This window comes from Pseudomonas sp. GOM7, assembly GCF_026723825.1.
Taxonomy (GTDB): Bacteria; Pseudomonadota; Gammaproteobacteria; order Pseudomonadales; family Pseudomonadaceae; genus Aquipseudomonas.
On the sequence record NZ_CP113519.1, the window covers coordinates 3,253,182 to 3,271,289 of the forward strand.

General features: G+C 63.0%; 16 protein-coding genes. 2 read left to right on the forward strand and 14 right to left on the reverse strand.

Annotation, left to right across the window (positions count from 1 at the left end; translation table 11 throughout):
* Positions 1-78 precede the first annotated feature (78 nt).
* From OU800_RS14240 to OU800_RS14270, 7 genes are all read right to left on the reverse strand, one after another.
* Complete coding sequence (locus OU800_RS14240; RefSeq protein WP_268177948.1) at positions 79-756, reverse strand: hypothetical protein; 678 nt, start codon at positions 754-756, stop codon at positions 79-81.
* Positions 753-1,325: an RNA polymerase sigma factor gene (locus OU800_RS14245; RefSeq protein ID WP_268177949.1), complete on the reverse strand. Its 573-nt coding sequence runs from the start codon at positions 1,323-1,325 to the stop codon at positions 753-755. Before OU800_RS14245 ends, OU800_RS14240 begins: the two co-directional genes overlap by 4 nt.
* Positions 1,322-3,022: a vWA domain-containing protein gene (locus OU800_RS14250; protein ID WP_268177950.1), complete on the reverse strand. Its 1,701-nt coding sequence runs from the start codon at positions 3,020-3,022 to the stop codon at positions 1,322-1,324. The genes OU800_RS14245 and OU800_RS14250 overlap by 4 nt, the downstream gene beginning before the upstream one ends.
* An 86-nt stretch (positions 3,023-3,108) precedes the next feature.
* Positions 3,109-4,554, reverse strand: a complete 1,446-nt coding sequence (locus OU800_RS14255) for an aminotransferase-like domain-containing protein (RefSeq protein ID WP_268177951.1) — start codon at positions 4,552-4,554, stop codon at positions 3,109-3,111.
* Between the two features lie 865 nt (positions 4,555-5,419).
* Entirely contained in the window at positions 5,420-6,220 is an 801-nt protein-coding gene (locus OU800_RS14260; RefSeq protein WP_268177952.1) for an OmpA family protein, read from the reverse strand.
* On the reverse strand, positions 6,220-6,573 hold the full coding sequence (locus OU800_RS14265) for a DUF4398 domain-containing protein (RefSeq protein WP_268177953.1): 354 nt from the start codon (positions 6,571-6,573) through the stop codon (positions 6,220-6,222). The genes OU800_RS14260 and OU800_RS14265 overlap by 1 nt, the downstream gene beginning before the upstream one ends.
* 9 nt (positions 6,574-6,582) lie before the next feature.
* On the reverse strand, positions 6,583-7,416 hold the full coding sequence (locus tag OU800_RS14270) for a substrate-binding periplasmic protein (protein WP_268177954.1): 834 nt from the start codon (positions 7,414-7,416) through the stop codon (positions 6,583-6,585).
* Between the two features lie 115 nt (positions 7,417-7,531).
* Between OU800_RS14270 and OU800_RS14275 the strand changes: the two genes are divergently transcribed.
* Positions 7,532-8,458 (forward strand): alpha/beta fold hydrolase, encoded by a 927-nt coding sequence (locus tag OU800_RS14275; protein ID WP_268177955.1) that lies wholly within the window; start codon positions 7,532-7,534, stop codon positions 8,456-8,458.
* A 938-nt stretch (positions 8,459-9,396) separates the two neighbouring features.
* Here OU800_RS14275 and OU800_RS14280 read toward each other — a convergent pair.
* Positions 9,397-10,326: an electron transfer flavoprotein subunit alpha/FixB family protein gene (locus tag OU800_RS14280; RefSeq protein WP_268177956.1), complete on the reverse strand. Its 930-nt coding sequence runs from the start codon at positions 10,324-10,326 to the stop codon at positions 9,397-9,399.
* Positions 10,327-11,076: an electron transfer flavoprotein subunit beta/FixA family protein gene (locus OU800_RS14285; RefSeq protein WP_268177957.1), complete on the reverse strand. Its 750-nt coding sequence runs from the start codon at positions 11,074-11,076 to the stop codon at positions 10,327-10,329. It lies immediately after the preceding gene.
* 320 nt (positions 11,077-11,396) lie between these two features.
* Between OU800_RS14285 and OU800_RS14290 the strand changes: the two genes are divergently transcribed.
* Positions 11,397-13,061, forward strand: a complete 1,665-nt coding sequence (locus OU800_RS14290) for an electron transfer flavoprotein-ubiquinone oxidoreductase (protein WP_268177958.1) — start codon at positions 11,397-11,399, stop codon at positions 13,059-13,061.
* Positions 13,062-13,150: 89 nt separating this feature from the next.
* On the opposite strand, the gene OU800_RS14295 is transcribed toward OU800_RS14290, so the two are convergent.
* The 5 genes from OU800_RS14295 to OU800_RS14315 form a co-directional block, all read right to left on the reverse strand.
* Entirely contained in the window at positions 13,151-13,927 is a 777-nt protein-coding gene (locus tag OU800_RS14295; RefSeq protein ID WP_268177959.1) for an SDR family oxidoreductase, read from the reverse strand.
* Positions 13,928-13,929: 2 nt separating this feature from the next.
* Positions 13,930-15,141: an O-succinylhomoserine sulfhydrylase gene (locus OU800_RS14300; RefSeq protein WP_268177960.1), complete on the reverse strand. Its 1,212-nt coding sequence runs from the start codon at positions 15,139-15,141 to the stop codon at positions 13,930-13,932.
* Between the two features lie 90 nt (positions 15,142-15,231).
* Positions 15,232-16,740, reverse strand: a complete 1,509-nt coding sequence (gene purF / locus OU800_RS14305; RefSeq protein WP_268177961.1) for an amidophosphoribosyltransferase — start codon at positions 16,738-16,740, stop codon at positions 15,232-15,234.
* A 75-nt stretch (positions 16,741-16,815) separates the two neighbouring features.
* A complete protein-coding gene (locus OU800_RS14310) occupies positions 16,816-17,337 on the reverse strand; it encodes a CvpA family protein (RefSeq protein WP_268177962.1) in 522 nt (173 codons plus the stop codon).
* A gap of 78 nt (positions 17,338-17,415) precedes the next feature.
* Complete coding sequence (locus tag OU800_RS14315; protein ID WP_268177963.1) at positions 17,416-18,042, reverse strand: SPOR domain-containing protein; 627 nt, start codon at positions 18,040-18,042, stop codon at positions 17,416-17,418.
* Positions 18,043-18,108: the final 66 nt, after the last annotated feature.

Here is an 18,108-nt window from a genome sequence, read left to right on the forward strand (position 1 = left end):
ACTCGTTCGCTAACCCGCCCATGCTCCCCTGCCCGAACCTGTCTGGCAAGACGACTTACACGACTTTTACGTCGCACCTCATTCACGAGGTTTTTCCTTGGCCAGATGGCTCAGTTCGGCCTCGATATCCAGTTGCGGATAATCGGCCTTGAGCTGCTCCAGCAGGTGCTGCGCCTCCTCCTGCTTATTGCTCTCACGCAGTTCCAGCAAACGCAGCAGCGCCTCGCGCGGTTCGCTCTGGATTACCAGCTCGGCCATGGGTGCGACTGCGGCGGCGCTGGTCACGGGTATATCCGCCATCGCCGCCGGCGGCGCTGGGCGTGCCATGGCCTCGGCCTTGAGGCGCTCCTGTGGTACGGCCATACGCGCCATCGACTCGCTCTGCGCGGCACGCTTGGCGGCCATCGGCGCGGGTGCTGGCGCGGCGGGGCTCATGGCCACGCTGGGCGGCACGCTGTCGAAGGCTTCCGGCACCTGCTCCAGCGTGCGCCAGGTCAGGCTGACACCGATGCCGACACAGGCCAGCCCGGCCACGGCCACCGACCAGCGCTGGCGAGCTCTGCCGAACAGCCATTGATGCAGACGCTGTGCCCAGCCAGCCTTGGCCTCATCGGCCCGGAGTGTCTCAGATGCAGCCACGCTGGCAGCGGCGAGGATACGCGCATCCAGCTCGGCCGAAGGTTCACCGCTGCCATGAGCACGGAAATGCGCCAGCAGCGCCTGTTCGTGATCCAACGGTTCTCGTTCATGGGTCATGCGGACAACTCCTCGGTGGCCAACAGCCGGCGCAGTTTCTGCAATGCATAGCGCAAACGGCTCTTGACCGTCTCCGCCGGCGTGCGGGTCAACTCGGCAATCTCGTTCAGTTCCAGGTCGCCGTGAGCGCGCAGCAGGAACACCTCGCGCTGCTCTTCCGGCAGGTCAGCCAGCGCAGCCTGCAGCCGCTCACTGTCGCGACTCAGGCCCCACTGCTGCTCCGGGCCGGGTTGCGGGTCGGCCTGGGCGTGCTGGTCCTCATCGTATTCGTCATGCCCGGTCTGATGTCGGCCCGTCTTGCGCCAGTGATCGATCAGGCGATTACGCGCGATCTGGTACAGCCAGGTCTTGAACAGCACGGCCTCGCGCTGCTCGCTCTGGCTGCGGATCAGGCTCATCCAGGTGTCCTGAAACACTTCCTCGGCCAGGGCATGATCGCCGCACAGGCCAAGCAGAAAGCGGAACAGGCCCAGCCGATGGCGCTGGTACAGCGCATTGAAGGCCGTGGCATCGCCGCGGCGGTAACGCCGCAGCAAAGCGGCGTCGTCATCCGTGAGAGGTGCGTTCACTGCTGAACTCGTGCGGGGGTGGAGGCGGAAGTGTGCAGGCTCTGGGCGATTTCGGCCAGTTGGATGAACTCGCCGCGCAGGCCGAAGCGATCCTCGCCCTTGGCCGAGCGCGCCAGCTCAATGCTCTGCGCCAGGCCGAAGTCGCCGATGTAGCGCCCATCCTTGAGTTGCTGGGCGAAGGCAGCGACTGCAGCGGCGAAGCGCAGATCCTCGCTGGCGGCGTTCATCTGCTTGGCCTCGGCACGCGCGATGGGGCGCTCCAGCAAGCGACTGCTCACCTCTCCCGGCGCCTTGTAGCGAATCCGCAACCAGGCCAGTTCGCCACTCTTGCTCGCGGTCTGGGCAGTGGCCTTATAGCGCAGCGGCTCCAGCCAACCCTTGCTACCTGTCGGAACGATCTCGTACAGCGCAGTGACGGTGTGCCCGGCGCCAATATCACCGGCGTCGACCTTGTCATTGCTGAAATCCTCGCGCTTGAGTGCGCGGTTCTCGTAGCCCAGCAAGCGGTACTCGCTAACCTCGCTCGGGTTGAATTCCAGTTGCAGTTTCACGTCGCTGGCCACGGTGGCCAGGGTCGAGCCAAGCTGATCCACCAGCACCTTGCGTGCTTCACGCAGGTTGTCGATATAGGCGTAATTGCCGTTGCCGGCATCGGCCAGTTGCTCCATCAGACGCTCATTGTAGTTGTCCACGCCAAAACCCAGGGTGGTCAGCGAAATGCCGCTCTTGCGCTTGTCGGCGGCCAGTTGCTTGAGGCTGTCGAAGTCGCTGATGCCCACATTGAAATCACCATCGGTGGCCAGGAGGATGCGATTGATACCGCCGTCGATCAGGTGCTTGCTCGCCTGCTGATAGGCCAACTGGATACCGGACTCCCCTGCCGTCGAGCCACCGGCGCTGAGTTGATCGATGGCCGCACGGATCTTCGCCTTGTCGCTACCGGGCGTGGAGTCGAGCACCACCTGGCTGTCACCGGCATAGGTGACCAGCGAGACACGATCCTGCGGGCGCAGTTGCTCGACCAGCAGCTTCAGGGTGCCCTGCACCATCGGCAGCCCTTCGCGGCGCTGCATCGAGCCGGACACATCGACCAGAAACACCAGATTGGCCGGTGGCAGCTCATCGACGCTGCGATCAGAGGCCTTGATGGCGATGCGCAGCAGGCGGGTCTGTGGGTTCCAGGGCGTCACTGCCAGCTCGCTGCTGACACCGAAAGGCACATCACCCTGCGGCAACGGATAGTCATAAGGGAAGTAGTTGACCAGCTCCTCCAGGCGCACCGCATCCTTAGGAGGCAGTTGTCCATCGTTGAGAAAGCGCCGCACATTGGCGTAGCTGCCGGTGTCGACGTCGATGCTGAAGGTGGACACCGGCGTCTCGGCGACGGCGTGCACCGGGTTGTCGGCATAGGCCTGATACTGCTCCCGCGGCTGGTCACGGTAGCCTGGCGGCAAAGCGTCGGCCATCGGGGCCGGCGCGTAGGCCAGGTTCGCCATGCGTTTGTGGCTGGCCTCGGCAGCCATCTCGACTGTTGCAGGTGCTGCCAGGCGCCCAGGTGTCAGCAACGCCGCCGGCTCCGTACTGGACTGGGCCTCTGGCTCCGGGCCAGAGGCGCTGCAGGCGGCGAGCAGCAACAAGGTGCTCACAGAAAAACCGATGGACAACGGATGAACGAGCAACCGGAAATGAATGGGCATGATGCAGCTCCTGAGCAATGGCACGAGACCTTCGCTCAGGTAGACGCAGTTGCTTGATGAATCGGGTTAAAGCTCGAACAGGCTTTTCAACCTTCCCATGAGCCACCCGCCTCCTGGCACAACTGCGTGGCCAGCATGCCCAGGGTCATCAGCGCCCTTTCCGCCTCGCGATTCCACGGGATGCCGCAATTGAGTCGCACGCAGTGGTTGAACTGCTCGGTGTTGCTGAAGATCAGCCCCGGCGCGATGGAAATACCCTGCTGCAAGGCGCGCACGTGCAGATCCTTGGTATTGACCCGCGCTGGCAGGCTGACCCAGAGGATGAAGCCGCCCTTGGGCCGGGTCATCTGCGTGCCGGCCGGAAAATACTGCTGCACGGCCAGTTGGAAGGCGCTGAGGTTCTTGCGGTACTCCTGGCGGATATGCCGCAGATGGCGGTCATAACCACCGTTCTCCAGGTAAGCCGCTACCGCCATCTGGGTAACGCTGCACGCCGAATGGGTGGAAAAGGTCTGCAACCGCTGAATCTCGTCCTGATACTTGCCGGCGACGATCCAGCCGATGCGCACACCGGGCGAAAGCGTCTTAGAGAAGCTCGAGCAATAGATCACCCGGCTGTCGCGATCATGGGACTTGAGCGCCTTGGTCGGCCCCTGCTCGAACATCAGCTCGCCGTAGATATCGTCCTCGACGATCTGGAAATCGTAATCGCCGGCTAGGCGCAGCAATTGGCGCTGGCGCTCCTCGGGGATGGTTCCGCCCAGCGGGTTGGACAGCCGCGCAGTCAGCACCAGTGCCTTGATCGGCCACTGGTTGGCCGCCAGTTGCAGCGCTTCGAGGCTGATGCCAGTGGTGGGGTCGCAGGGAATCTCGATGACCTTGAGGCCGAGCAGGTCAGCCAGTTGCAGCAGGCCATAGTAGGTCGGCGATTCCACGGCAATCAGATCGCCTGGCTTGGTCAGCACGCGCAGGCTCATCTGCAGTGCATCGACGCAACCATGGGTGATCACCACCTCGGACGGGTCGACCACCACCCCCGCATCGCGCATGCGGATCGCCACCTGGCGGCGCAGCGGCTCGAAGCCGGGGCTGAACATGTAGCTGAAGGCACGCGGGCTATGAAAGCGGGTGACCTTAGCCAGTTGCTGGTGCAACGCACGCACCGGCAGGTAATCGACATGGGGCACCGCAGCACCCAGCGGGAACACCCCTTCGCGGCGCGACTCGGTGAGTACCTGATTGATGATGCTGGCGCGGGTGACCAGGCCAGGCCGCTCCACCTTGGCGATATCCGGGGTCGGCGCGGTCAGCGCGGGCGTCTGATGCACGTAGAAGCCCGATTGCGGCCGTGCACGGATCAGGCCCTGGTCTTCCAGATTGGCGTAGGCCTGTAGCACCGTGGCGTGGCTGACGTTGAGTTGCGCGCTCATCTTGCGCACCGAGGGCACACGTTCCCCCGGCTGGTAGACGCCGCGACGGATATCGTCGGCCAACTGCTGGGCGATACGTTGATAGAGCAACAGATTGGTCACGGCGAGCTCCTCCTGGCTACTGAACCATAACAGTAGCTGATAAGCGCAGAATTGTACCGGGACAGTTCAACATTGTTTTACTCGTACAACCAGGCCTCATGAAAAAGGTTGTTCGCGCTTTAGGGGGATGCTTGCTTGACACTGGACTGGCAAGTTTGTGTGTGGTCTTGTTGGTTGTTCGGGTGCTTGTTCCGGCTTGCCGCGTTTTTGTTGATGTTTTTGGTTTCGCCCTCCCGGGCGAGTCACTTTTGTAGGGCAAGCCCACCAAAACCCTCCGCCCGGTCATCCGGCCCTGGCTGCGCCAGGGTTCGCTCACTCCATCGTCGCTCCAGAGGCCCGCCTTAGGGCTGACCGGGAAGCCGGCAAGCAATCCAGGCGAATGAAACTATTGGTTTAATTCGACAACCACGTCGTGATTCCACTGCTACCAGAACACGCCGAGCAGACCTTGGAATGCCGGTTCGTTCAGGCGCGCGAATGTCCCCCTTCAGGAGGGTGAGTGGAATCGTTGTGTAGAGGGTTGAGCGGCATGGATGCCGCGAGAGCCGCGACTGGCCAGGGATGGCCCTTCGCGGCGGGCCCTCGGAGCAATGATGGAACGAACGAACCCCGGCGCAGCCGGGGCCGGATGGCGGGGGTGCGTTTCTTTTGCTTACTTTTCTTTGCGCATTTCAAAGAAAAGTGAGTCGCCCGAGGGGGCGAAACAAGGAGTTTCTGAATACACCGAAGCGGCGTCCAGAACACATACCGCACACAAACTTGCCAGTCCGGCGTCAAGACTGACTTTCCTGAGACTCCACGAAGAACCATGAAAAACGCCGCGTCCCATACGGGGCGCGGCGTTGTTCGGAGCCTACACAAAGGCCTAGCGTTCGCTACCCAGTTGCCCGCGCTCATCGGAGAAGACGATCTCCACCCGGCGGTTCTGCGCCCGCCCGCGTGCCGAGGCGTTTTCCGCCACCGGGAAGTCGACGCCATAGCCCACCACCTGGATGCGCTTGGCGTCTATACCCAGGTCGATCAGCAGATCAGCCACCGTCTGCGCCCGGGCCCGTGACAGCTCCAGGTTCTCCTCGACGCTGCCAGTGTTGTCGGTATAGCCCTCGATGCGCACACGGCGCTGCGGGTTGATCTGCAGGAACTGCACGAGCTTGAGCAAGGTGCGATTGGCCGCTGGCTGCAGCTCGGCACGCCCGGCGTCGAAGAGCATGTCACCCAGGGTCATCACCAGGCCACGATCCGTCTCGCTGGCGGCGAGGCTGACCATCTGCTCCTCGAGCCAGCCATTGTGCTGCTGCACGCTGAGCAACTTGGCCTCGCGCAGAGTCAGTTGCAGGCGCTGCAACTCCAGCTCCAGCTTGGCCACGCGCTCCTGGTTCAAGCGGGTTTCGCTGTGCTGGCGGGCGATGGCAGCATAGCGTTCGCTGAGGTAGGCATAGTGGGCCACGTCCGCCCCACTGCCCCAGTAACTGGACAGGCGCTCGGCGCGAGCCAGGGATTCACCGGCGCGGATCACGTCCTTGGGGGCGGCACGCAGCACGTCCGGGTCTTCCTTGACCGACTGGAAGCTGGCGCGGGCGGCGTCGAGGGCCTCTTCGTTCGACGGCGATAGCGCACAGCCCGTGAGCGAAACGAGCAGCACTGCGAGCATCGGCAAGCCTTTCATCACATCGCCCCCAGTTGCTGGCGCAGTCGAGCAATACGGCGATTGAGCTCGGTCAGTTGCTCGCGGCTCCTGACGTTGAGGTGCTCGGCTTCGGCCAGGCGCGCATCCAGCTCGGCCTGCTCGGCCAGCAGGCGTGCCTCCTTGTTGTCCTCGTCCGCAGCAGCGATCCGAGCGCGCGCGTACTTGTCCTCGGCCTGGGCCAGCAACGGCGCCTGCTCGGCGCCAACAGCCAGCGCCTGCACCTGGCTCAGGGCCTGTTCGGTCAGGCGCAACTGCTCGGTCGGTGCCGGATCACTGGCACAGCCAGCGAGCGCCAGGGGTAGTATGAGTCTGCAAAGGTATCGATCGATCACGAAAACGTCCTACTGATTGGCATCGCCAACGGGGTCGGGTTGCATCTGCTGCGCTTGCCACAACGCCAGATTGCGCTGCAGGAACTGCTCGGGCACGCCTGCGGCAACCATTTCTGTCATCTTGCGCGCAAGCTGTCCGCGCAGCCAGGGCTCGTTACAGGCCGAATTGTGCGACAGCGCGAGGTACAAACCCTCGCTGGAAATCGGCGGTTCCAGTACCTCGAGGTCGCTGTCCACACCCAGGGTTTCCGCCAGCGCCAGGCCGGGGTAATGCTCAGAAAGCACATAGTCGGTACGCCCGAGCAAGAGCTTCTGGAACGCCTGGGTGAGACTGGCGACACCTTCCAGGGTCAGGTTCTGCTTGGCGAAAGCATCGAACTGCTGGCCGAAGCTGTTGCCCACCAGGGTGTCACCCTTGTGCCCTTGCAGATCGACCCAACTGCCATACGGGAAACCTTCACCCTTGCGCACCCAGACCACGCTTGGCGTGATGAAGAACGCGGGGTGTACATAATCCATGCTCTCTAGCCGTGGCAGGGTGATGAAGGCGCCGACCAGCAGGTCGACACGCCCGCTGCGCACCTCTTCCTGCGCCTGCGACCAGGGGCCAGTGTGGATCATCTCGATGGTCACGCCCAGCTCCTTGCCCAGTTGCTTGAGCAGGTCGGCATTGGCCCCGATCAGCTGCTTGGGGTTCTGCGGATCACGCCACAGATAAGGCGGGTACTCGGGATTCCCCGTGGCCACCAGACGCTCGCACTTGCCAGCCGCGAGCAATGAGCCCGGCAAGATCAGCAGGCCCAGCCACAACAGCAGAGACTTCGATGCAAAGCACTTGAGCATTGGCTACTCTCGGTTCAGATGAGAATCGACGGCGAAAGCCTGCCGACGACTCGATGAAATGGGACTTCATGCTAGTTTAACCAAGCCGCCACGATAATCCCTGATAAGGATGGTCATGAAAAAATGCCTGCTTGGCCTCGTACTGCTTCTCGCCCTTGCCGCAACGACGCTCTACCTCTTCCCCGCAACTCAACTGGCCAGCCTGCGTCTGATCGAACAGTACCGCGCCGGCATGAGCCACGAGCGAACGCGCGTCGGCGATCTTAACATTCATTATTACCAGGGCGGGCCAGCAGAGGGCGAAGTGGTGGTGCTGATCCATGGCTTCGCCGCCGACAAGGACAACTGGCTGCGTTTCTCCCGTTACCTGACGGATCGCTATCGGGTCATCGCACTCGACCTGCCCGGCTTCGGCGAAAGCGACCGCCCGGCCGGCAGTTACGATGTCGGCACTCAGGCCGAACGCCTGGCCAACATCCTCGACGCCCTGGGCCTGCAGCATGTCCACCTGCTGGGCAACTCCATGGGCGGCCACATCGCCGCGCTGTATGCGGCGCGTTACCCTGAGCATGTGCGCTCCCTGGCATTGTTCGATAACGCTGGCGTCACCGCCCCGCACCTGAGCGAGCTTTACCAGCGCCTGCTGCAAGGCCAGCCCAACCCATTGATCGTTCATCAGCCAAAGGACTTCCAGGCCCTGTTGGACTTCGTCTTCGTCGAGCCTCCCTACCTGCCCGAGTCGCTCGAGCATTACCTGGCCGAACGCGCCATGGCCAACGCGGCGTATTACGAGCAGGTCTTCGCGCAACTGGTGGAGCGCTACGTTCCGCTGGAGCCACAACTGGCGAAGATCAGCGCGCCAACCCTGCTGCTCTGGGGCCGGCAAGATCGGGTGCTGGACGTGTCCAGTATCGAGGTGATGCAGCCGCTGCTGCAGAAGCCGAGCGTGGCTATCATGGAGGGTGTCGGTCACGTGCCCATGCTCGAACGCCCCGAGCAGAGCGCCCTGCTCTATCGGCAGTTTCTACAAGGTGTGCAGTGAGTGCAGCCAGTACCTGGAAGAGGGTTCTGCGCATTCTATGGGGTGATGGTTGCTTGATACCGGACTGGCAATTCGGTGTTGGTTTTTTCTGGTGTCTGTTCCGAATTGCCGCGTTTTTGCTGATGTTTCTGGTTTCGCCCTCCCGGGCGAGTCACTTTGCGGGCAAAGTAACCAAAACCTCCGCCCTTTCATCCGGCCCTGGCTGCGCCAGGGTTCGCTCATTCCATCGCCGCTCCAGAGGCCCGCCGCGGTGGGCCATCCATGGCCCATCGCGGCTTTCGCGGCATCCATGCCGCTCAACCTCTTCCACGACGATTCCGTTCGCCCTCCTGGGCGGGCTCTGCACGCGCCTGAACCTGCGGTAACCCAGAATTAGCGTGGAGTGCTTGAACATGGGTCAGCCCTAGGGCTTACCAGAATGCCGGCTGCAAGCCGGCAAGCTATCCAGGCGAATGAAACTGCGCGAATGAAACTATTGGTTGAATTCGACAGCCAAATCGCGGCTCCACAGCGACCAGAACACGCCGGGTATGCCCGGAACCGATGTACGTTCAGGCGCGCTAACTCCCCCTTCAGGAGGCCGAACGTAGGCATTGCGCAGGGGGCGAGTGGCATGGATGCCACGAGAGGCGTAATGGGCCAGGGATGGCCCATGTACGCTGACCCCGGAGCGATGCCGGAGTGAGGGGAGTCGAGCGCAGCGAGACCCGGATGGCGGGGGTGCGTTTCTTTTGCTTACTTTTCTTTGCGCATTTCAAAGAAAAGTGAGTCGCCCGAGGGGGCGAAACAAGGAGTTTCTGAACACACCGAAGCGGCGTTTAGAACACCAGCAATCCAACACACAAACTTGCCAGTCCGGTATCAACCGAAAATCCACAAAAAACCAAAAAGAAAACCCGCTCATGGGAGCGGGTTTCTCTCGTAGCAGGAAAGCCAGCTTAAACCAGCTTTTCCAGCTCCGGTACGGCCTCGAACAGATCGGCCACCAGACCGTAGTCAGCCACCTGGAAGATCGGCGCTTCTTCGTCCTTGTTGATCGCCACGATCACCTTCGAGTCCTTCATACCGGCCAGGTGCTGGATGGCACCAGAGATGCCGACGGCGATGTATAGCTGCGGCGCGACGATCTTGCCGGTCTGGCCGACCTGCATGTCGTTCGGTACGAAGCCGGCGTCCACGGCGGCACGGGAAGCACCGACGGCAGCGCCGAGCTTGTCGGCCAGGGCGTAGAGGTGCTTGAAGTTGTCGCCATTGCCCATGCCACGGCCGCCGGAGACGACGATCTTGGCAGCGGTCAGCTCCGGACGGTCGGACTTGGCCAGCTCTTCACCGACGAAGGCGGACTTGCCGGCATCGGCCGGACCGGATACCGCTTCGACGGCAGCGGAGCCACCTTCGGCAGCGGCGGCGTCGAAACCGGTGGTACGCACGGTGATCACCTTGACGGCAGCCGAGGACTGCACAGTGGCGATGGCGTTACCGGCGTAGATCGGACGCTTGAAGGTGTCGGCGCTCTCGACGGCGATGATCTCGGAGATCTGGTCAACGTCCAGTTGCGCGGCCACGCGCGGCAGGTAGTTCTTGCCGTTGGTGGTGGCAGCAGCCAGGATGTGGCTGTAGTTCTTGCCCAGCTCGGCGATCAGCGGCGCGACGTTCTCCGGCAGTTGATGCGCGTAGGCGGCGTCGTCAGCCAGCAGTACCTTGGCCACGCCAGCAACCTTGGCAGCGGCTTCGGCTGCGGCAGAAGCGTTGCTGCCGGCAACCAGCACGTGGATATCGCCACCGATCTTCTGCGCGGCAGTGACGACGTTGAGGGTGGCGGGCGCCAGAGCGGCGTTGCTGTGTTCAGCGATAACCAGAATAGCCATTTAGATTACCTTCGCCTCGTTCTTCAGTTTCTCGACCAGTTCAGCCACGGACTTGACCTTGATGCCGGCGCTGCGGGCAGCCGGCGCTTCGACTTTCAGGGTCTTGACGGTGGACGCGGTGGAAACGCCCAGAGCGTCCGGGGTAACGGTTTCCAGCGGCTTCTTCTTGGCCTTCATGATGTTCGGCAGCGACGCGTAGCGCGGCTCGTTCAGGCGCAGGTCGGTGGTGACGATGGCCGGCAGGTTGAGGGCCACGGTCTGCAGACCGCCATCGATCTCGCGGGTGACGTTGACCTTGTCGCCGGCGACTTCCACCTTGGAGGCGAAGGTGCCCTGGGCGTAGCCGCTCAGCGCGGCCAGCATCTGGCCGGTCTGGTTGTTGTCACTGTCGATGGCCTGCTTGCCGAGAATCACCAGCTTCGGTTGCTCCTTGTCGACCACGGCCTTGAGCAGCTTGGCCACGGCCAGGGAGTTCAGCTCGTCGCTGGACTCGACCAGGATGGCACGGTCGGCGCCGAGTGCCAGGGCGGTACGCAGTTGTTCCTGAGCGGTGGTCGGGCCGATGGAGACGACGACGATCTCGCTCGCCACGCCCTTCTCCTTCAGGCGTACGGCTTCTTCCACGGCGATTTCGCAGAAGGGGTTCATGGACATCTTGACGTTGGCGAGGTCGACGCCGCTGTTGTCCGCCTTGACGCGGACCTTGACGTTGTAGTCGACCACTCGTTTGACAGCTACAAGAACCTTCATGGATTCCTCGTTACTCTCCGGTGAATAAGAATGTCGCCAAGGCGAGCCTGGCCAGTGATGCAGATCGGCCAGAATCAGCCTTCAGCCCAGACGGCGAGCGCAAAACCGCCCGTATCTTGACCCCGCGACCTGACTCGGTCAATACAGCGAACTGGCCGGTCATCCGCGATGTAGTAGGATTCTAGCAGGCCTACAGAAAATTCAAACAAACGTTTGTATTGGCCCGCTGGGAGGGTGTAGATATAATGCCGCAGCACTCAGGGAGACGAGTTGCGCCCTCCAATATAAAACATCGAAGAGCCTTGAGTAGGAGATAGCCTGTGGAACGCGAATTTATGGAGTTCGACGTCGTCATCGTCGGCGCCGGCCCGTCTGGCCTTTCCGCCGCCTGCCGACTGAAACAGAAAGCCGCTGAAGCGGGCCAGGAGATCAGCGTCTGCGTGGTCGAGAAAGGCTCCGAAGTCGGCGCTCACATCCTCTCCGGCGCGGTCTTCGAGCCTCGCGCTTTGAACGAACTGTTCCCTGACTGGAAAGAACTGGGCGCCCCACTCAACACCCCGGTCAAGGGTGACGACATCTACCTGCTCAAGGACGCCGAGAGCGCCGTCAAGCTGCCCGGCTTCTTCGTGCCCAAGACCATGCACAACGAGGGCAACTATATCATCTCCCTCGGCAATCTGTGCCGCTGGCTGGCCCAGCAGGCCGAGAACCTGGGCGTGGAAATCTACCCCGGCTTCGCCGCTCAGGAAGCGCTGATCGACGACAACGGCGTGGTGCGTGGCATCGTCACCGGCGACCTGGGCGTCGACCGCGAAGGCAACCCGAAGGAAGGCTACTACACCCCGGGCATGGAACTGCGCGCCAAGTACACCCTGTTCGCCGAGGGCTGCCGTGGCCATATCGGCAAGCAACTGATCAAGAAGTACAAACTCGACAGCGAAGCCGACGCCCAGCACTACGGCATCGGCATCAAGGAAATCTGGGACATCGACCCGGCCAAGCACCAGCAGGGCCTGGTGGTGCATACCGCCGGCTGGCCGCTGGACATCATGGGCAAGGAAAACACCGGCGGTTCCTTCCTCTATCACCTGGAGAACAACCAGGTAGTGGTCGGACTGATCGTCGACCTGTCCTACGCCAACCCTCACCTGTCGCCTTTCGACGAGTTCCAGCGCTATAAGCACCACCCGGTGGTCAAGCAGTATCTGGAAGGTGGCAAGCGTGTCGCCTACGGTGCCCGCGCCATCTGCAAGGGCGGCCTGAACTCGCTGCCGAAGATGGTCTTCCCCGGTGGCGCGCTGATCGGCTGCGACCTCGGCACCCTGAACTTCGCCAAGATCAAGGGCAGCCATACCGCGATGAAGTCGGGCATGCTGGCTGCCGATGCCATCGCCGAAGCCCTGGCCGCAGGCCGTGAGGGCGGCGACGAGCTGACCAACTACGTCGACGGCTTCAAGGCCAGCTGGCTGTACGACGAACTGTTCCGCAGCCGTAACTTCGGCGCGGCCATCCACAAGTACGGCACCCTGATCGGCGGCGGCATCAACTGGCTGGATCAGAACGTCTTCGGCGGCAAGGCGCCCTTCACCCTGCACGACAACAAGCCGGACTATGCCTGCCTCAAGCCGGCAGCCGAGTGCGCCAAGATCGACTATCCCAAGCCGGACGGCAAACTGAGCTTCGACAAGCTGAGTTCGGTGTTCCTCTCCAACACCAACCATGAAGAAGAGCAGCCCTGCCACCTCAAGCTCGCCGACCCGAGCATTCCGCTGGCGAAGAACCTGCCGCTGTACGACGAACCGGCGCAGCGCTACTGCCCGGCCGGCGTGTACGAGGTAGTGACGCAGGAAGACGGCGAGAAGAAGTTCCAGATCAACGCGCAGAACTGCGTGCACTGCAAGACCTGCGACATCAAGGATCCGGCGCAGAACATCACCTGGGTGGCACCGGAAGGCACCGGCGGGCCGAACTACCCCAACATGTAATCCGGCCATCGCAACGAAAAGCCCGACTCGAAAGAGTCGGGCTTTTTCATTGCTTTTACTCGAAGCTTGTCGCTTGCAGCTTGCCGCTGCTACTCCTGGTAAATCATCTTGCGGCTCATGCCGCCGTCGATGACGAACTCCTGCCCGGTGACGAAACCGGCATCATCGGAGAGCAGCCAGGCCACTTGCGCTGCAATATCCTCCACGGTGCCGACACGGCCGACCGGATGCTGCGCATGGTCGAACACCGAGAGCGGCTCGCGCCGTTGCTGTACGGGGTCACGGGCATCGATCCAGCCCGGGCTGACGCAATTGACTCGCACCTCCGGCCCCAGGCTGATGGCCAGCGCATGGGTCAGCGCCAGCAGGCCACCCTTGCTCGCGGCATAGGCCTCGCAGTTGGCCTCGGACTGGCTGGCGCGGGTCGAGGCAATATTGACGATGGCGCCGCGATGACCACGCAAATATGGCGCACAGTGCTTGGCCAGCAGCATGGCGCCGGTGAGGTTCACCGCCAGTATGCGGTTCCAGCGCCTGAGGTCGAGCGATTCCAGCGGCGGCGTATGCGGGTCGGCGATGGCGGCGTTGCACACCAGCGCATCGAGGCGACCGAACTGGCCAAGCACTTCGGCGACGCCGACACTGACCTGATCTTCCTTGGCCACGTCCATGGCCACGAACCAGGCATTGGCACCCAGCGCTCGTGCCACCTTGGAGCCGCGTTCGCGGTCGACGTCCGTCAGCACCACCTGCCAGCCTTCGCAGATCAGCCAGGCGGCGATGCCCAGGCCGATACCGCGAGCCGCGCCGGTCACCAGCACGACTCGCCCGGTATTGGACGCGGCCTCACTGCCCCACTCGAACATGCTCAGAGCGCGGCCAGGCCGCGTGCCAGATCGGCCTTCAGATCACCCAGGTCTTCCAGGCCGACCGCGACGCGGATCAGGCTGTCGCGGATACCGGCATTGGCACGCTCCTGCGGGGTCAGACGCCCGTGTGAGGTGGTGGCCGGATGGGCGATGGTGGTCTTGGTGTCGCCGAGGTTGGTGGTGATGGAAATGACGCGGGTGGCGTCGATCACCTTCCAGGCGGCGTCACGCCCGCCCTTGACCTCGAAGCTGACCACCGCACCGAAGGCACTCTGCTGCCGCTTCGCCAGCTCGTGCTGCGGATGGCTGGGCAGCCCGGCGTAATACACCCGCTCCACCTGCGGCTGTTGTTCCAGCCACAGCGCCAGTTGCAGGGCGCTGTCGCTCTGCGCCTGCATGCGGATGCGCAGGGTCTCCAGCCCCTTGAGGAACAGCCAGGCGTTGAACGGGCTCAGGGTCGGGCCGGCGGTACGCAGAAAGCCGACCACCTCCTTCATCTGCTCGCGGCGCCCTGCAACCACGCCCCCCAGGCCACGGCCCTGACCGTCGATGTACTTGGTGGCCGAATGCATGACGATATCGGCGCCCAGCTTCAACGGCTGCTGCAGCGCCGGCGTGCAGAAGCAGTTGTCCACCGCCAGCAGCGCACCACGGGCATGGGCGATGTCGGCCAGCGCGGCGATATCCACCAGCTCGGCCAGCGGGTTGGAGGGCGACTCGACGAACAACAGCCGGGTGTTGGGCTTGAACGCTTCCTTCCAGGCGTCGAGATCGGCCAGCGGCACGTAATCCACCTCGACACCGAAGCGCTTGAGGTACTTCTCGAACAGGCTGATGGTGGAGCCGAACACGCTGCGCGACACCAGCACGTGGTCGCCGCCGCTGCACAGGCTCATGACGATGGCGAGGATGGCCGACATGCCGGAAGCCGTGGCCACCGCCTGTTCGGCGCCCTCCAGGGCGGCGATGCGCTCCTCGAAGGTGCGCACCGTAGGGTTGGTATAACGCGAATAAACGTTGCCCGGCACCTCGCCAGCGAAACGCGAAGCAGCATCGGCCGCCGTGCGGAACACGTAGCTGGAGGTGAGGAACAGTGCCTCGCCGTGCTCGCCTTCCGGCGAACGGCGCTGGCCGGCACGCACCGCCAGGGTATCGAAGCCTGCGCCATCCAGATCGCTGTCGAGCCGACCGGCTTCCCATTCCAGTGTCATATCGCTACCTCACGCAAGTAGCCCGGATGCAATCCGGGAAATTCAATCTGCGATGGCCCCGGATTGCATCCGGGCCATGCCTGAAGCCCGTCAGTTGTTATGCAGATCGATGATCGCACTGACCGCCTGCGATTTGGCCTTGCTGGCATCGTTGCGCGCCTGCTCGATGCGATCCAGATACGCCGCATCGACATCGCCGGTCACGTACTTGCCATCGAAGACCGCGCAGTCGAAGTTGTCGATCTTGATCTTCTTGCTGCCACTGACCGCCTCGATCAGGTCGGACAGGTCCTGGTAGACCAGCCAGTCGGCACCGATCAGCTCGCACACCTGTTCGGTAGTGCGGCCATGGGCGATCAGTTCGTGGGCACTGGGCATGTCGATGCCATAGACGTTCGGGTAGCGCACCGCCGGCGCCGCCGAGCAGAAGTAGACGTTCTTCGCCCCGGCCTCGCGGGCCATCTGAATGATCTGCTTGCAGGTGGTTCCGCGCACGATGGAGTCGTCCACCAGCATCACGTTCTTGCCGCGGAATTCCAATTCGATGGCGTTGAGCTTCTGCCGCACGGATTTCTTGCGCGCTGCCTGGCCGGGCATGATGAAGGTGCGGCCGATATAACGGTTCTTGACGAAGCCTTCGCGGAACTTCACGCCCAGGTGGTTGGCCAGCTCCAGCGCTGCAGTGCGGCTGGTATCGGGGATCGGAATGACCACGTCGATATCGTGATCCGGACGCTCGCGGAGGATCTTGTCGGCCAGCTTCTCGCCCATGCGCAGGCGCGCCTTGTACACCGAGATGCCATCCATGATCGAGTCCGGGCGCGCCAGATAGACATGCTCGAAGATGCACGGGGCGTACTTGGGATTGGTCGCGCACTGGCGGGTGAAGAGCTGGCCTTCCTCAGTGATGTACACCGCTTCGCCCGGCGCCAGGTCGCGGATCAGGGTGAAGCCGAGCACGTCCAGCGACACGCTTTCGGAGGCGATCATGTACTCCACGCCCTCGTCGGTGTGACGCTGGCCGAAGACGATGGGGCGAATGCCGTTGGGATCACGGAAGCCGACGATGCCGTAGCCGGTGATCATCGCCACCACCGCGTAGCCACCCACGCAGCGCTCGTGCACATGGCTGACGGCGGCGAACACGTCTTCCTCGGTGGGTTGCAGCTTGCCGCGCTGGGCCAGCTCGTGGGCAAACACGTTGAGCAGCACTTCCGAGTCGGAGTTGGTGTTGACGTGACGCAGATCGGACTCGTAGATCTCCTTGGCCAACTGCTCGACGTTGGTCAGGTTGCCGTTGTGCGCCAGGGTGATGCCATAGGGCGAGTTGACGTAGAACGGCTGCGCCTCGGCCGAGCTGGAGCTGCCGGCGGTGGGGTAACGCACGTGGCCGATACCCATGTGCCCGACCAGGCGCTGCATGTGGCGCTGCTGGAACACGTCGCGCACCAGGCCATTGTCCTTGCGCAGGAACAGCCGGCCTTCATGGCTGGTCACGATGCCGGCAGCGTCCTGGCCGCGATGCTGAAGGACGGTTAGCGCGTCATACAGCGCCTGATTGACGTTCGACTTGCCGACGATACCGACGATGCCACACATGTGCCACGACCCCTGCTATGTAGTTCAGGCTAATTCAGCGACCAGCGCAGCGGTTATCCGCGTAGGCCACTCTTTTCAAAGCGCGGCGGCTGGGTGAGCCGCTGCACCATTAATCCACTGGCCGGACCAGCCCAGAATCAGATTCTTCGACCAGTCTGCGACCATCAGAAAATGCGGCACCAGTTGCGACTGTTGCCACCAGGTATCCTGCTCCACCGGCGCCAGGCTGATCAGCCCCACCAGCAACACCACCAGCAAGCCGCCGCGTGCCGCACCGAAGACCATGCCCAGAAAGCGATCGGTCCCGGACAACCCGGTGACACGAATCAACTCGCCAATGAGGAAATTCACCAGCGCCCCGACCAGCAGCGTGGCGACGAACAGAATGGCACAAGCGGCGATGACCCGGGCAGAAGGCGTTTCGATGTATTCGACGAGATGCTGGGACAGCGCGCCACCGAACATCCAGGCAACCACGCCCGCGATGATCCAGGTGAGCAGCGACAAGGCTTCCTTGACGAAGCCACGCTTGAGACTGATCAAGCTCGAGATGGCGATGACGGCGATGATCGCCCAATCGACCCAGGTAAATGCCACGGTGCAATCTGCCAGCGGAAAAGGCCGGCATTCTAACAGAGCACGGCGCGCGGAGTAACCGGGCGCCGCACCCGAGCCTTAACCCGCTTCCGGCTGGAAGCGCACGACGAAACCGTTGAGCTTGTGCTGACGCTTGAGCTGGTCACGCAAGCGCTCGGCCTCGGCGCGCTCGATCAGTGGGCCGACGAACACCCGGTTCATGCCATCGAAGGTGCGGATATAGGCGTTGTAGCCCTGGCTGCGCAGGGTTTTCTGCAGGGTTTCAGCCCCCGAACGACTGGACAGGCTGGCCAGTTGCACCGACCAACTGATCGGCAGGCTGCTGGCATCCAGGTGGCTTTCCGGCTTGGCCGCTGCTGCCACGGCCGGTTCGGCTGCCGGGGCAGGTTGGCTCGCCTGGCTGCTGGGCGCAGGCTTCTGCTCGGGCTGCGGCGCAGGAGCTGGCGCCTCGGTCTCAGCCGTCAAAGGCGCCTGCGGATCGACCGGCACCGGCTCTTGCGGCAGCACCTCGGGCTCGACCACTTCGGCCGGTTCGACCACGATCTCAGGCGTGTCGGGGGTCTGCGGCATCTGCGGTGCATCCACCACCACACGGCGCATCTCGTCTTCGCGCGACAGCAGCATCGGCAGAAAGATGACCGCCAACGCCACCAGCACCAATGCGCCGACCATGCGCTGCTTGAGCCCCTTTTCCAACAAAGCCATGCCCTACTCCACGGTTGAAAAGCCACAAGCTGCGATACTGCCATCCCGACGCCGTGCAGCGCCAGC